Source organism: Microbacterium lushaniae (assembly GCF_008727775.1).
In the GTDB taxonomy this organism is placed as follows: domain Bacteria; phylum Actinomycetota; class Actinomycetes; order Actinomycetales; family Microbacteriaceae; genus Microbacterium; species Microbacterium lushaniae.
In genome coordinates, this window is sequence record NZ_CP044232.1 from 1,747,704 (window position 1) to 1,760,350 (window position 12,647).

Annotated in this window: 14 protein-coding genes and 1 pseudogene; all 15 read right to left on the reverse strand. The window is 73.2% G+C overall.

Going from position 1 to position 12,647, the window contains the following annotated elements:
• Nucleotides 1-24: 24 nt before the first annotated feature.
• The 15 genes and pseudogenes from trpA to rpoZ all read right to left on the reverse strand — a co-directional run bounded on the left by trpA (nucleotide 25) and on the right by rpoZ (nucleotide 12,639).
• Entirely contained in the window at nucleotides 25-825 is an 801-nt protein-coding gene (gene trpA, locus F6J85_RS08245; RefSeq protein ID WP_150924583.1) for a tryptophan synthase subunit alpha, read from the reverse strand.
• Complete coding sequence (trpB, locus tag F6J85_RS08250) at nucleotides 822-2,084, reverse strand: tryptophan synthase subunit beta (protein ID WP_150924584.1); 1,263 nt, start codon at nucleotides 2,082-2,084, stop codon at nucleotides 822-824. Before trpB ends, trpA begins: the two co-directional genes overlap by 4 nt.
• The gene (gene trpC, locus F6J85_RS08255) at nucleotides 2,081-2,857 is read right to left on the reverse strand and encodes an indole-3-glycerol phosphate synthase TrpC (protein ID WP_150924585.1); all 777 of its coding nucleotides are present in this window, start codon (nucleotides 2,855-2,857) and stop codon (nucleotides 2,081-2,083) included. Before trpC ends, trpB begins: the two co-directional genes overlap by 4 nt.
• A gap of 2 nt (nucleotides 2,858-2,859) precedes the next feature.
• The gene (locus F6J85_RS08260) at nucleotides 2,860-3,090 is read right to left on the reverse strand and encodes a DUF6704 family protein (protein WP_150924586.1); all 231 of its coding nucleotides are present in this window, start codon (nucleotides 3,088-3,090) and stop codon (nucleotides 2,860-2,862) included.
• An 88-nt stretch (nucleotides 3,091-3,178) separates the two neighbouring features.
• On the reverse strand, nucleotides 3,179-3,763 hold the full coding sequence (locus F6J85_RS08265; RefSeq protein WP_150924587.1) for a Trp biosynthesis-associated membrane protein: 585 nt from the start codon (nucleotides 3,761-3,763) through the stop codon (nucleotides 3,179-3,181).
• Nucleotides 3,760-4,119 carry a phosphoribosyl-AMP cyclohydrolase gene (gene hisI / locus F6J85_RS08270; RefSeq protein ID WP_150924588.1) on the reverse strand — a complete coding sequence of 120 codons (360 nt, stop codon included), beginning with the start codon at nucleotides 4,117-4,119 and terminating at the stop codon, nucleotides 3,760-3,762. Before hisI ends, F6J85_RS08265 begins: the two co-directional genes overlap by 4 nt.
• Entirely contained in the window at nucleotides 4,116-4,880 is a 765-nt protein-coding gene (gene hisF, locus F6J85_RS08275) for an imidazole glycerol phosphate synthase subunit HisF (protein ID WP_150924589.1), read from the reverse strand. The genes hisI and hisF overlap by 4 nt, the downstream gene beginning before the upstream one ends.
• A 17-nt stretch (nucleotides 4,881-4,897) precedes the next feature.
• On the reverse strand, nucleotides 4,898-5,740 hold the full coding sequence (gene hisG / locus F6J85_RS08280; protein ID WP_150924590.1) for an ATP phosphoribosyltransferase: 843 nt from the start codon (nucleotides 5,738-5,740) through the stop codon (nucleotides 4,898-4,900).
• Nucleotides 5,741-5,784: 44 nt separating this feature from the next.
• Entirely contained in the window at nucleotides 5,785-6,048 is a 264-nt protein-coding gene (locus F6J85_RS08285; RefSeq protein WP_150920154.1) for a phosphoribosyl-ATP diphosphatase, read from the reverse strand.
• Between the two features lie 34 nt (nucleotides 6,049-6,082).
• On the reverse strand, nucleotides 6,083-6,772 hold the full coding sequence (gene rpe / locus F6J85_RS08290; RefSeq protein WP_150924591.1) for a ribulose-phosphate 3-epimerase: 690 nt from the start codon (nucleotides 6,770-6,772) through the stop codon (nucleotides 6,083-6,085).
• 20 nt (nucleotides 6,773-6,792) lie between these two features.
• Nucleotides 6,793-8,157 carry a transcription antitermination factor NusB gene (locus tag F6J85_RS08295; RefSeq protein WP_191906805.1) on the reverse strand — a complete coding sequence of 455 codons (1,365 nt, stop codon included), beginning with the start codon at nucleotides 8,155-8,157 and terminating at the stop codon, nucleotides 6,793-6,795.
• Nucleotides 8,158-8,159: 2 nt separating this feature from the next.
• A pseudogene (gene fmt / locus F6J85_RS08300) lies at nucleotides 8,160-9,079 on the reverse strand (methionyl-tRNA formyltransferase).
• A gap of 8 nt (nucleotides 9,080-9,087) precedes the next feature.
• Nucleotides 9,088-11,058: a primosomal protein N' family DNA-binding protein gene (locus F6J85_RS08305; RefSeq protein ID WP_150924594.1), complete on the reverse strand. Its 1,971-nt coding sequence runs from the start codon at nucleotides 11,056-11,058 to the stop codon at nucleotides 9,088-9,090.
• A gap of 27 nt (nucleotides 11,059-11,085) precedes the next feature.
• Nucleotides 11,086-12,279: a methionine adenosyltransferase gene (gene metK / locus F6J85_RS08310; protein WP_150924595.1), complete on the reverse strand. Its 1,194-nt coding sequence runs from the start codon at nucleotides 12,277-12,279 to the stop codon at nucleotides 11,086-11,088.
• Between the two features lie 105 nt (nucleotides 12,280-12,384).
• Nucleotides 12,385-12,639: a DNA-directed RNA polymerase subunit omega gene (gene rpoZ / locus F6J85_RS08315; RefSeq protein WP_135066236.1), complete on the reverse strand. Its 255-nt coding sequence runs from the start codon at nucleotides 12,637-12,639 to the stop codon at nucleotides 12,385-12,387.
• Nucleotides 12,640-12,647 lie beyond the last annotated feature (8 nt).

Below are 12,647 nucleotides of genomic sequence, written 5' to 3' on the forward strand. Positions count from 1 at the left end.
AAGGCGCGCGGGGCCGGTGGGTGATCAGCGCGTCGAGGGCTGGCGTGCAGTGCCGCCGGCGAGGGCGCGTGCGGTCTCGGCGAGACCGTCCAAGCCGCGATCGCGCAGCGCCCGCACGAGGGCGGTGCCCACGATCGCGCCGTCGGCGTAGTCCACGACGCCGGCGACGTGGTCGGGCGTGGAGATGCCGATGCCCACGCAGGCCCGCTCGGCTCCCGCCGCGCGCAGGCGTCCGACGAGCGTGCGTGCGGCGGCATCCAGGTCGGCACGCTCCCCTGTGATGCCCATCGTCGACACCGTGTAGACGAAGCCGGTGGACGCCTTCGCGATCATCTCCAGGCGCTCGTCGCTGGATGTGGGAGCCGCGAGGAACACGCGGTCAAGGCCTGTCCGCTTGCTCGCGGCGATCCACTCCCCCGCTTCTTCCGGCGTGATGTCGGGGGTGATCAGACCCGCCGCCCCCGCCGCCACGAGCGCGTCGGCGTACCGGTCGACGCCGTACTGCACGACCGGGTTCCAGTACGTCATGACCAGCACCGGCACGTCCACGCGGCTGGTGATCTCGGCGATCGCGGGGAACAGATCGCGCAGCCGGAAGCCGCCCGCCAGGGCCGCCTGCGTGGCCTCCTGGATGACCTCCCCGTCCATCACGGGGTCGCTGTAGGGCGGCCCGATCTCCAGCACGTCGGCGCCGCTGTCCGCCAGCGCGACGGCCGCTTCGATGCCGGTGCGCACGTCGGGGAACCCGGCCGGCAGGTAGCCGATGAACGCTCCGCGCCCCTGCGCGTGCGCCGCGTCGATGGCGGCGGCGACCCGGGAGGTCACAGCTCGATACCCTCTCCGCTGGCGGCCTCGTCTTCCGGTGGCACGTTGACGATCTCGGCCTGCTGCGCGTCGTAGAGCTCGAAGTACCGCGCGGCGGTGTCCATGTCCTTGTCCCCCCGGCCCGACAGGCACACCGCGATCACGGCGTCGGAGCCGAGCTCGGGTCCCATGCGCAGCGCCCCCGCCAGCGCGTGCGCCGACTCGATCGCGGGGATGATGCCCTCGGTCTCGCTCAGCAGGCGGAGCGCCTGCATGGCCTCGTCATCGGTGGCCGGGATGTACGCGGCGCGCCCGATGGAAGCCAGCCACGCGTGCTCGGGGCCCACCCCCGGGTAGTCCAGGCCGGCGGAGATCGAGTGCGACTCGACGGTCTGGCCGTCCTCGTCCTGCAGCACGAAGGTGCGTGCGCCGTGGAGCACCCCGGGTCGCCCGCGCTCGATCGAGGCGGCGTGCCGGGGCGTGTCCACGCCGTCGCCGGCTGCCTCCACGCCGTACAGGCGCACGTCGGCGTCGTCCAGGAAGGCGTCGAACATCCCGATCGCGTTGGAGCCCCCGCCCACGCACGCGAAGACCGCGTCGGGAAGGCGGCCGACCTCCTCGAGCAGCTGGGCGCGGGCCTCCTCGCCGATCACCTTCTGGAAGTCGCGCACCATCGCGGGGAACGGATGCGGTCCCGCAGCGGTGCCGAAGATGTAGTTGGTCGTCTCCACGCTGCCGACCCAGTCGCGGTACGCCTCGTTGATGGCGTCCTTGAGCGTGCGCGACCCCGTGCGCACGGGGACCACCTCGGCGCCCAGGAGCCGCATCCGCGCGACGTTGAGCGCCTGGCGCTCGGTGTCGACCTCGCCCATGTAGATCGTGCACTCGAAGCCGAAGAGCGCCGCGGCCGTTGCCGTGGCGACGCCGTGCTGGCCGGCGCCGGTCTCGGCGATGACGCGGGTCTTGCCCAGCCGACGGGTCAGCAGCGCCTGGCCGAGGACGTTGTTGATCTTGTGCGAGCCGGTGTGATTGAGGTCTTCCCGTTTGAGGAAGATGCGTGCGCCCCCGGCATGCTCGGCGAAGCGCGGCACCTCGGTGATCGGCGAGGGACGGCCGGCGTAGCTGTGCAGCAGGCTGCGGAACTCCGCCAGGAAGGCGGGATCGGCCATGGCCGATTCGTAGACGGCGGTGAGCTCGTCGATCGCGGCGATGAGGGATTCCGGCATGTAGCGACCGCCGAACTCCCCGAAGAACGGGCCGGTTTCCGAACGTAGGCTCATGTGGATGCTCCCAGGAAGGCACGGAGTGTCGCGACGGGGTCGCCCGTGACCAGGGCTTCCCCGATCAGCACGGCGTCGGCGCCGGCTGCGCGGTAGTGCGCGACGTCGTCGGGGCTCAGCACCGCCGACTCGGCCACTTTGACGGCGTCGGCGGGCAGGCGGTCGACGAGCCGGCCGAACAGATCGCGATCGAGCGCGAAGGTCGACAGGTCGCGGGCGTTGACGCCCACCAGGCGCGCTCCGATGTCGGCGGCGCGCGCGGCCTCCTCGGCGGAATGGGTCTCCACCAGTGGAGTCATTCCGAGATCGAGGACGAGTCGGTGCAGCTCCGCCAGCACGCGCTGCTCGAGCGCGGCCACGATCAGCAGCACGAGGTCGGCGCCGGCCGCCCGGGCTTCCAGCACCTGGTACGGCGTCGCGATGAAGTCCTTGCGCAGCACGGGCGCCGAAACGGCGGCCTTGACCGCCTCCAGGTCGGCGAGGCTGCCCTTGAACCGGCGCCCCTCGGTGAGCACGGAGATCGCGGATGCCCCGCCCTCCTCGTACAGCCGCGCCTGTGCCGCGGGGTCGGGGATGTCGGCGAGGTCGCCGCGCGAAGGACTCGCGCGCTTGACCTCCGCGATGATCCGGACCCGGTCGGCCGGGGCCAGTGCCGCGAGCGCATCACGCGCGGGCGCCTGGCTCAGCGCGGCACGCTCGACCTCGGCCTGGGGCCGGATGAGGGACCGCTGCGAAGCGTCCTCCACGGCGCCGGCGGTGAGGTCGGCGAGCATGTTCAATGCTCTTTGGGGGTGTACTTCGCGCCGCCCACGCCGTAGCCGGCCTTCGCCATGCCCCAGCCCACGAGCAACCCCACGACGACCAGAGCGGCGGAGGCCCACACGAGCCACTGGAGGTCGAAGAAGAACGCGGTGGTCCCGATCGCGATCGCGGCGAGCATGATCGTCACGGCCGTCCACGCGGCCGGCGAGTGTCCGTGACCGGGGTCGCCGATGTTGCTGCTCATGGGTCTCCTTCGGGTGCGGGCACGGCGTGTCGTGTGCCGTGCAAGTCTATCGGTGCCTCCGGCGCCTCCGAGAACCGGCGCGGCCGGACTAGCGCGTGGGGTCCTCGCCGCGCGACAGGTCGTCCCACGAGTCGATCGCGTCGGCAGGCCGTGAGCCCGCGGGCCCCGGGGTCGTGCGGTATCGCCGGTCGGCGCCGCTGCGCCACCGGCGCGCGGTGACGATCGTGAAGACGCTCGCCGCCGCCAGCACCACCTGGGCCGCCAGGGTCAGGGCCGGCCACGGCGTGGGGGCGATGCTCTCCACCAGGCGCCCGACGCCGTCGACGCCCGAGATCCCGGTCGCCGCACTCACCGTGGCGGCGACCGCCGTGACCGGCGGCGCGAAGGCGACGACCGCTGAGAGCCATCCCAGCACGGCCGCGATCGCGAGCCCGATCGCCCCGAAGACGACACGCACCACGGTGCCGACGATCGACAGCGCCGCCCCCAGCGCGAGTGCGGCGAGGCTCAGGGGGGTCAGAACCGGAAGGGCCGCGGCCCCGGGGACCAGGAGCGGCTCGGCGGATCCGTCGGCGAGCACGACCGTGAGCCACGTCTGGGTCGCCGAGATGACGCCGGTCGCCCCCGCGGCCAGGGTGGCGACGACGGCGATGAGGCGCGCGCGCCGGATCATGACGTCGCGTCCGCCACCGGATCGAGGTCGTCGGCGTCGAAGCACGTCCGGGTGCCGGTGTGGCAGGCCGGGCCGACCTGCTCCACCTGGATCAGCAGTGCGTCTGCGTCGCAGTCCAGGCGCGCGCCGCGCACGAGCTGGATGTGCCCGGAGGTGTCGCCCTTGCGCCAGTACTCCTGCCGCGACCGCGACCAGAAGGTCACGCGGCCGCTGGTGAGCGTCCGGCGCAGCGCCTCGGCATCCATCCACCCCAGCATGAGCACCTCGCCGGAGTCCCACTGCTGGATGATCGCCGGCGCGAGACCCTCGGGGGTGAAGGCCACGCGCGCGATGCGCTCTTCCACGCTGTCGGTCATCGCCGCACCTCGATCCCGTCCGCGGCCAGAGCCGCTTTCACATCGCCGACGGTGAGCGCGCCGGTGTGGAACACCGATGCCGCCAGCACCGCGTCGGCGCCCGCGTGGATGGCGGGGGCGAAATGCTCGAGCGCCCCCGCACCGCCCGAGGCGATGACGGGGACGCTGGAGACCTCGCGCATGAGCGCGACGAGTTCCAGGTCGAATCCCGCCTTCGTGCCGTCGGCGTCGATGGAGTTCACCAGCAGCTCGCCGGCCCCGCGCGCAATGGCCTCGCGCGCCCAGGCCAGGGCATCCAGCGACGTCTCGGTGCGTCCGCCGTGCGTCGTGACGACGAAACCGGACTCGGCGGCGCGCGAACGCTTGACGTCGAGGGAGAGCACGAGGACCTGTGCGCCGAACCGGTCGGCGATCTCATCCACCAGCGCCGGCCGGGCGATCGCGGCGGAGTTGACGCCGACCTTGTCGGCACCCACGCCCAGGAGCCGGGCGACGTCGTCGGCGGAGCGCACGCCGCCCCCGACCGTGAGCGGGATGAAGACCTCTTCCGCGGTGCGCCGCACGACGTCGTACGTCGTGGCGCGCTCGTCGACGGTCGCGGTGACGTCCAGGAACGTGATCTCGTCGGCGCCCTGATCGAAGTAGAGGCGAGCCAGTTCGACCGGGTCGCCCATGTCGCGGAGGTTCTCGAAGTTCACGCCCTTGACCACGCGCCCGGCGGCCACATCCAGGCACGGGATGACGCGGCGGGCGAGGGACATCGTGGGGGCCTCCGCGCTCACAGCCGCGCCGCGTGGATCTCGGTCACGAGGATCGCACGGGCTCCGATGGCGTACAGCGCGTCCATCACCTGGTTCACGCCGCGGCGGGGGCTCATCACGCGCACCGCGACCCACTCCGGATCGCGCAGCGGCGAGATGGTCGGCGACTCGATCCCCGGTGCCACCGCGACGGCGTCGTCGACCAGCCGCGCGGGCAGGTCGTAGTCGATGAGCACGTACCGTCGGGCCACGAGCACGCCGCGCAGGCGCCGCAGGAGCGTGTCGGTGCCCTCGACCTCGCGGGGACCGGCGATGAGCACCGCCTCGGACTCCAGCAGCGCCGGACCGAAGATCTCCAGCCCCGCCTGGCGCAGCGTCGTGCCCGTGGACACCACATCGGCGACGGCGTCGGCGACGCCCAGCTGCACGGCGGATTCGACCGCCCCGTCCAGCGGGACCAGGTCCACGGCGATGCCGCGTTCGTCGAGGAATCCGTCGACCAGGCCCGGGTAGGCCGTGGCCACGCGGGTGCCCTCGAGATCGGCGAGTTCGGTGAAGCGTCCGGGCGGGCCGGCGAAGCGGAACGTGGAGTCGCCGAAGCCGAGCGCCTCGATCTCGCGGGCCCCCGGCATGCGGGCATCCAGCAGGAGGTCACGGCCGGTGAGACCGACATCCAGGGCGCCGGAGCCGACGTAGGTGGCGATGTCGCGGGGGCGGAGGTAGAAGAACTCGACCTCGTTCGCGGGGTCGATCACATGGAGGTCTTTGGGGTCACGCCGGCCGGTGTAACCGGCCTCCGAGAGCATCTCGGAGGCGGTGTCGGCGAGCGAGCCCTTGTTCGGCACGGCGATGCGCAGCATGACGGGGCTTTCGTGGGAGTGGTGAACGGGCCGGCGAGGGATGTTCAGAGATGTCGGTAGACGTCCTGGAGGGTCAGGCCCTTGGCGAGCATGAGCACCTGCAGGTGGTAGAGCAGCTGGGAGATCTCTTCGGCCGTGGCGTCGTCGGATTCGTACTCCGCCGCCATCCACACCTCGGCGGCCTCTTCGACGACCTTCTTGCCGATCGTGTGGATTCCCGCATCCAGCTGCGCGACGGTGCCCGAGCCGGCGGGGCGCTCGATGGCCTTGGCGCTCAGCTCGGCGAACAGGGCGTCGAACGTCTTCACTCAGCCAGAGTATCGAACCTGGCGCGCCTCCCGGTCAGGGCCCGGTGTGGTGGCGGCGGGCGAGACTGCGCAGATGCGCGATCGCGGCGTCCGGATCGTCGGAGCCGAACACGGCGGATCCGGCGACGAACGTGTCGGCGCCGGCCTCGGCGGCCTGGGCGATCGTCGACTCGGAGATCCCCCCGTCGACCTGGAACCACACCGCCGATCCGCGCCGGCGCGCCTCGTCCACGAGCGTGCGCAGCTTGGGCATCGTCTCCTCGCGGAAGGACTGGCCGCCGAATCCGGGTTCCACCGTCATCACCAGCACCTGGTCGAACTCGTCGAGCACGTCGTAGAGCGACTCCCCCGGCGTGTCCGGCTTGATCGCGACCCCCGCGCGCGCGCCGGCGGCGCGCAGCTTGCGCGCGAGGGTGATCGGTTCGGCGGAGGCCTCCAGGTGGAAGGTGACCGAGGCCGCACCCAGCTCGGCATACCCGGGCGCCCAGCGCTCGGGCTCGTCGATCATCAGGTGCACGTCCAGCGGCACGGGGCTGGTGTCCTGGATGCGCCCGACCATCTGCGGACCGAACGTGAGGTTGGGGACGAAATGGTTGTCCATGACGTCCACGTGCACGAAGTCCGCCCCGGCGATGCGCGCGAGCTCGGACTGCATGTTCACGAAATCGGCGGCGAGGATGCTGGGGTTGATCCGGACGGCGCCGGACTCGCGGGTGGGGGTCACCGCTCCATTATGGTCACGCCTCACGCCCGCTTGCGCAGCAGCGCGATCGACATCGCATCCGTGCCGTGGCGGTGCGGCCACAGCTGCGCGCGCCCGGACCCGTCGGTCTGATCCGGCAGGTCGATCGGCGACCGCGAGACCTCGCGCAGCACGGCGCGCGCATCGAGCTCTTCCACGGCGTCGCCGAGCTCGCGGCGCACCTCGGCGACGACGCCGGCGGTCTCGGCCAGGTGCGGCGAGCACGTGACGTACGCGACGATGCCGCCGGGCCGCAGGCCCTCCACCGCGGCGAGCAGCAGCTCGCGCTGCAGCGTCGCCAACGGCGGGACGTCGGCGGGGGTCTTGCGCCACCGGGCCTCCGGGCGGCGCCGGAGAGCACCGATGCCCGTGCAGGGCGCGTCGACGAGGATGCGGTCGTACGCACCGGGCGTGGAGGCGGCGCGGACGCGCCCGTCCTCCTCGGAGACGGGGACCTCCAGCGGCACCGCGGCGACGGAGCGGCGCACCAGCTCCGCGCGCGCGGGGACGAGCTCGTTGGCCTCCAGGGTCGCGCCGGCCGTGAGCGCCTCCGCCGCCAGGAGGGCGGTCTTGCCGCCGGGCCCTGCGCACAGGTCCAGCCACCGCTCCCCCGGCCGGACCGTGCCGGCGCGGCTGAGGGCGAGGGCGGCCAATTGCGATCCCTCGTCCTGCACGCGGACGCGCCCGCCGCTGGCCGAGACGGCGGCGTCGGGATCGCCGCCGGCCAAGGGGAACGCGTACGGCGAGTACCTGCCCCGCGGCGCGTCGGACGGGACCGGCGCGAGCCCGGGGAGGGCGGCGAGGGTCACGCGCGGCGCGGCGTTGTCGGCCAGGAGCAGGTCGTCCAGCTCGTCCGCGCGACCCTCGGCGGCCAGCGCGCGGCGGAAGGCGCGGATGATCCACACCGGATGCGAGGAGGCGAGGGAGATGCGTTCGTCGTTGGAGCGCGCGGATTCCCCCACGCGCTGAAGCCACGAGCCGGGGGTCTCGCGCGCCACCCGCCGCAGCACGGCGTTGGCGAAACCCGCCGCGCTCCGCCCGCCGGCGCGGCGCACGAGCTCGACGGACTCGTTGACGGCGGCGTGCGAGGCCACGCGCGTGGACAGGATCTGGTGCACGCCCAGGCGCAGCGCGTCACGGACCGGCGGGTCGATGTCGTCGACGCTGCGGTCGGCGGCCAGGGCGATCACGGCATCGTAGGTGCCGCGCCGGCGCAGCGTGCCGTAGGTGAGCTCGGTCGCGAGGGCGGCGTCCTTCGCATCGAGCCCGACGCGTTCGATCGCGTGCGGAAGCAGGAGGTTGGCGTACGCGTCGGCCTCATCCACGGCGCGCAGGACGTCGTAGGCGACCCGCCGCGCCCCCTGCACGCTCACGATCCCACCCGCGGACGCTCGGCCCGGAGGCCGCGCCACCAGTCGCCGGCGGCCATGGCGGCGCGACCTGCGGGCTGAACCGCGACGAGATGCACGGGGCGGGTGCCCGTCCCGGCGAGCACGCGGCGGTCGGCGAGGGCGAGTTCCCCGGGGGAAGGATGGCGGCATCGTCCGGCGCGGCGGCGGCCTGCACGATCTTGAGCCGGGCGCCGTCGACGGTGGTGTGCGCACCCGGTTCGGGGGTCACGCCGCGGATGCGGGCGAGGATGCTGCCTGCATCCGCCGTCCAGTCGATCGCGCCGTCGGCGAGGGTGAGCTTGGGGGCGAAGGTGGGTTCTCCGACCTGCGGGACGGCGGCCGCGCGGCCGGCGGCGATGTCGTCGACGACGCGGGCCAGCAGGTCGGCGCCCGAGACGGCGAGAGCCTCCAGTGCCTCACCGGCGGTGAGGTCTCCGGCCGGCGACGCCTCCTCCGCGAACACGGGTCCGGCGTCGAGCTCGGGGACCAGCTGGAAGACGCTGGCGCCCAGCACGTCGTCGCCCGCGATGAGGGCTCGCTGCACGGGAGCCGCCCCGCGCCAGCGCGGGAGGAGCGAGAAGTGCAGGTTGATCCATCCGTGCGCGGGCGTGGACAGCAGCGGCTCGCGCACCAGTCCCCCATAGGCGACGATGACGCCGAGGTCGGGGGCGAGTGCGGCCACGACTTCCGTGACGTCGGCGTCGAGCCGGTCGGCCTTGATCACGTCGATGCCGAGGTCGGCCGCGGCCTGGGCCACCGGCGACGGCGTGAGCACGCGCTTGCGGCCGAGCGGGGCGTCGGTGCGCGTGAGCACGGCGACCACCTCGTGCGGCCCTGCCGCCAGGGCGCGCAGGGAGGGGACGGCCGCCGTGGGCGTGCCGGCGAAGACGAGGCGCATGGTTCTCCTCACAGGTCCGGTTCCGGGATGTCGAACCGGACTCTGAGTGTATTGCGGGCAGGGGTGCCCTTCCCGCGCGTGCGCGCACGCGCCCGTGCGGCATCGGCGACGACGGCCGCCCGCAGGCTCTCCGCGACGGCGCGCCCGGTGGCGTAGTCGAATCGCACGAGGGCGCGTGCGGTGGGCGTGTCAGGTGAGCTCGTCCGCGCGACCGGACCGAGGATCGCGTCGGGGCCCAGGTCGGGCACTTCCGCGCGCAGTTCGGCCAGGGTCGCATCGACGGCGCGGATCGGGCCCTCCACCGAGGCGAGCCGCACGGCGGGCGGCATGTGCAGCGGCGCGCGCTCGGCCAGCTCGCTGCGGGCGTAGGCCGCCTGCGTCCAGGTGGCCAGGGCACGGGCGACGGGGCCGGTGACGCCGACGAGATGCACCGGTGCGCCCGGGGCCGCGAGGGCGGCGGCGTCGGACCACCAGCGCAGGCAGTCCTCGCCGATGCGGAGGGCTTCGGACAGCAGCATCCGCTCGCCGTCGAGCAGGACGACCGCGGCGTACCCGCCGGGGGCGAAGGGCTCGGCGCCGCGCGTGGCGACCACCAGGGCGGGCCGGCCGTCGACCTCGGCGACGGGATGCGCGCCGTCGGAGACGATCACGCGCACGCCCGGGAAGGCGCGTCCGAGCTCGTCGGCGGTGCGCTCGCTGCCGGATGAGGCCATCCGCACCTTCTCCGACTGGCAGTGCGCGCACGTCCACCCGTGGGCTGCGCGCCCGCACCACGCGCACGTGGGGACGGCGCCCGCACGCGCCGCGCGCAGCGGCCCCGCGCACGCCGCGCACCGCGCCGGACGCCGGCACTCCGCGCACACCAGCGACGGCGCGTACCCGGGACGGGAGACCTGGACGAGCACCGGGCCGTGCGCGACGGCCTCGCGAGCGGCCTGGAACGCGCTCGAGGGCACGCGCGAGCCTCGCTCCCCCTCGCGGGTCGCGCTCAGCACCACCCGAGGGGAGGTGCGGCGGGCGGCGGCGATCTCGCGCACCCAGCGCACGTCCACGAGACGCTGCACGTCGGTCGTGCGGGTGTGACCGGCGAACAGCAGCGCCGAGCCCTCCAGCTCCTGCCGCACCAGGGCCGCGTCGCGGGCGTGCACACCCGGGCTCAGCGGCTCCGACAGCAGCGGGTCGCCGTCGTCCCAGATCGCGACGAACCCGGCGCGCACGGGCGCATACACCGCCGACCGGCGTCCGATGACGATGCAGGGTGCGTCGGCGAGCGTGCGCAGGAACTGCGCGTATCGGGCCGGCCCCGATTGGTCGGAATCGTCGCGGACGACCGCCTCCGGCGGCACGAATGCCGCCAGTGCGCGCTCCAGCTGCGCCTGGTCGCGGTAGTCGGGGACGACGAGGATCGCGCTGCGGCCGTCGGCCAGTTCGCGCGCGGCAGCTGCCGCCAGCAGCACGGCCCACGCCCCGGCGGGAATGTCGCGAGCGGGCCGGGGCGGAGCATCCACCACCATGCGCTCCCCCGCCCGGACGCCGGCGAGGAGCTCGGGGTACTCCCCCAGCACCGCATCGGCGCGCGTGAGCGCGTCCGCGTCGAGGGCGGGCGGTGGCGGCGGGCCGACCGCGAGCCACGCCTTCTCAGCGCGGACCATGCGCTTGGGGATCGCCAGTCGCAGGATGTCGGCGGCCGAGCCGGCGGCGCGATCGGCGACGCGACGGGCCAGCGCGTACAGCGCGGGCGGCAGCACCGGCACGGTGGAGACGACCGTTTCGAGCATCGACAGCGGCCGATCGCCGTCGTCCTCGTCATCGACCTCGACGACGAAACCGTCGATCAGCCGGCCCGCCGAGCGCAGCGGGACGCGCACGCGCACGCCGGGTTCCACCTCCACACCGTCGGGGAGGGCATAGTCGAACAGCCGGTCCAGCTGCGGCAGGGGGGAATCCAGCAGCACTCGCGCGACGCGTCGGGCGGTCATGTGCTCGCCCCGCCGAGCGGATGCACGTCAGAGCCCGGCGGCGGTGCGCAGCTCGTCGACGCGGTCGGTGCGCTCCCACGTGAAATCGGGCAGCTCGCGGCCGAAGTGACCGTACGCGGCGGTCTGCGCGTAGATCGGCCGCAGCAGGTCGAGTGAGTCGATGATGGCCTTGGGGCGCAGGTCGAACACGTCCAGGATCGCCCGGGTGATCGACTCGTCGGGCACGCGCCCGGTGCCGAAGCTCTCGACGTACAGCCCCACGGGGCTCGCCTTGCCGATCGCGTAGGCGATCTGCACCTCGAGGCGGTCGGCCAGGCCCGCCGCGACGGCGTTCTTGGCGACCCAGCGCATCGCGTACGCCGCCGAGCGGTCGACCTTCGAGGGGTCTTTGCCGCTGAACGCGCCGCCGCCGTGGCGGGCGGCTCCGCCGTAGGTGTCGATGATGATCTTGCGTCCGGTCAGGCCTGCGTCGCCCTTGGGCCCGCCCACCACGAACGGCCCGGCGGGGTTGATGTAGTACTTCACGTCGGGCAGGTCCAGGCCCGTGTCGGCCAGGACGGGCTCGATCACCTCGGCCCGCACGAGTGCGCGCAGCTCCTCCTGGGAGATGTCGGGGTGGTGCTGGGTGGACAGCACGACCGACTCCACGGTGCGGGGGGTCTGCCCGTCGTACCCGAGGGTCACCTGCGTCTTGCCGTCGGGCCGCAGGAACGGCAGGCGCCCGTCGCGTCGCGCGTCGGCGAGGCGCTCGGCCATCCGGTGCGCGGTCCAGCTCGCCATCGGCATGAGCTGCGGGGTCTCGGTGGTGGCGAAGCCGAACATGATGCCCTGGTCGCCGGCGCCCTGTTCGTCCCGCGGGTCGATCGAGCCGCGTTCGCGCTGCTCGAACGCCTTGTTCACGCCGGCGGCGATGTCGGAGGACTGCGCGCCGATCGACACGCTCACCCCGCACGATTCGCCGTCGAAGCCGGTCTCGCTCGAGGTGTAGCCGATGCGGTTGACCACATCCCGCACGATCGCGGGGATCTCGACGTACGCGCTCGTGGAGACCTCGCCGGCGACGTGCACGAGGCCCGTCGTCACCAGGGTCTCGACCGCGACGCGTCCGGTGGGGTCCTCGGCGAGGATCGCATCCAGGATGCTGTCGGAGATCTGGTCGCAGATCTTGTCCGGGTGCCCCTCCGTGACGGATTCGGAGGTGAACAGCCGCAGCTCGGTCATGGGTGCTCCCTCGGGCGCAGGCCGAAGTCGGGTGGATCGGGTACGGGCACGAGTATGCCCCGGGCGGCGGACAGCCGACCGGGGCGACTCAGGCCCGGCGTGGGGTCACTCGGCGTGACGCAGGCGCAGCTTGTCTTCGTGGATCTCGTGCAGCGCGATCGTCAGCGGCTTGTCCTCGACGGTGGAGTCCACGAGCGGCCCGACGTTGTCGAAGAGGTTTCCCTCGTGCAGGTCGGAGTAGTAGTCGTTGATCTGACGCGCACGCTTCGAGGCGTAGATCACGAGCTGGTACTTGGAGTCCACCTTCTCGAGCAGGCTGTCGATGGGGGGATCGATGATGCCCTGGTTCGTTCCGGCCATGGGAGGTC

Excerpts from the sequence above, each read along its gene's own strand:
- F6J85_RS08305 (WP_150924594.1), bottom strand. The coding sequence starts at position 11,058 with ATGACCGCCCGACGCGTCGCGCGAGTGCTGCTGGATTCCCCCCTGCCG.
- rpoZ (WP_135066236.1), bottom strand. The coding sequence starts at position 12,639 with ATGGCCGGAACGAACCAGGGCATCATCGATCCCCCCATCGACAGCCTG.
- trpB (WP_150924584.1), bottom strand. The coding sequence starts at position 2,084 with ATGAGCCTACGTTCGGAAACCGGCCCGTTCTTCGGGGAGTTCGGCGGT.
- F6J85_RS08265 (WP_150924587.1), bottom strand. The coding sequence starts at position 3,763 with ATGATCCGGCGCGCGCGCCTCATCGCCGTCGTCGCCACCCTGGCCGCG.
- hisF (WP_150924589.1), bottom strand. The coding sequence starts at position 4,880 with ATGTCCCTCGCCCGCCGCGTCATCCCGTGCCTGGATGTGGCCGCCGGG.
- hisG (WP_150924590.1), bottom strand. The coding sequence starts at position 5,740 with ATGCTGCGCATCGCCGTGCCGAACAAGGGCTCGCTCGCCGACACCGCC.
- trpC (WP_150924585.1), bottom strand. The coding sequence starts at position 2,857 with ATGCTCGCCGACCTCACCGCCGGCGCCGTGGAGGACGCTTCGCAGCGG.
- F6J85_RS08260 (WP_150924586.1), bottom strand. The coding sequence starts at position 3,090 with ATGAGCAGCAACATCGGCGACCCCGGTCACGGACACTCGCCGGCCGCG.
- hisI (WP_150924588.1), bottom strand. The coding sequence starts at position 4,119 with ATGACCGACAGCGTGGAAGAGCGCATCGCGCGCGTGGCCTTCACCCCC.
- metK (WP_150924595.1), bottom strand. The coding sequence starts at position 12,279 with ATGACCGAGCTGCGGCTGTTCACCTCCGAATCCGTCACGGAGGGGCAC.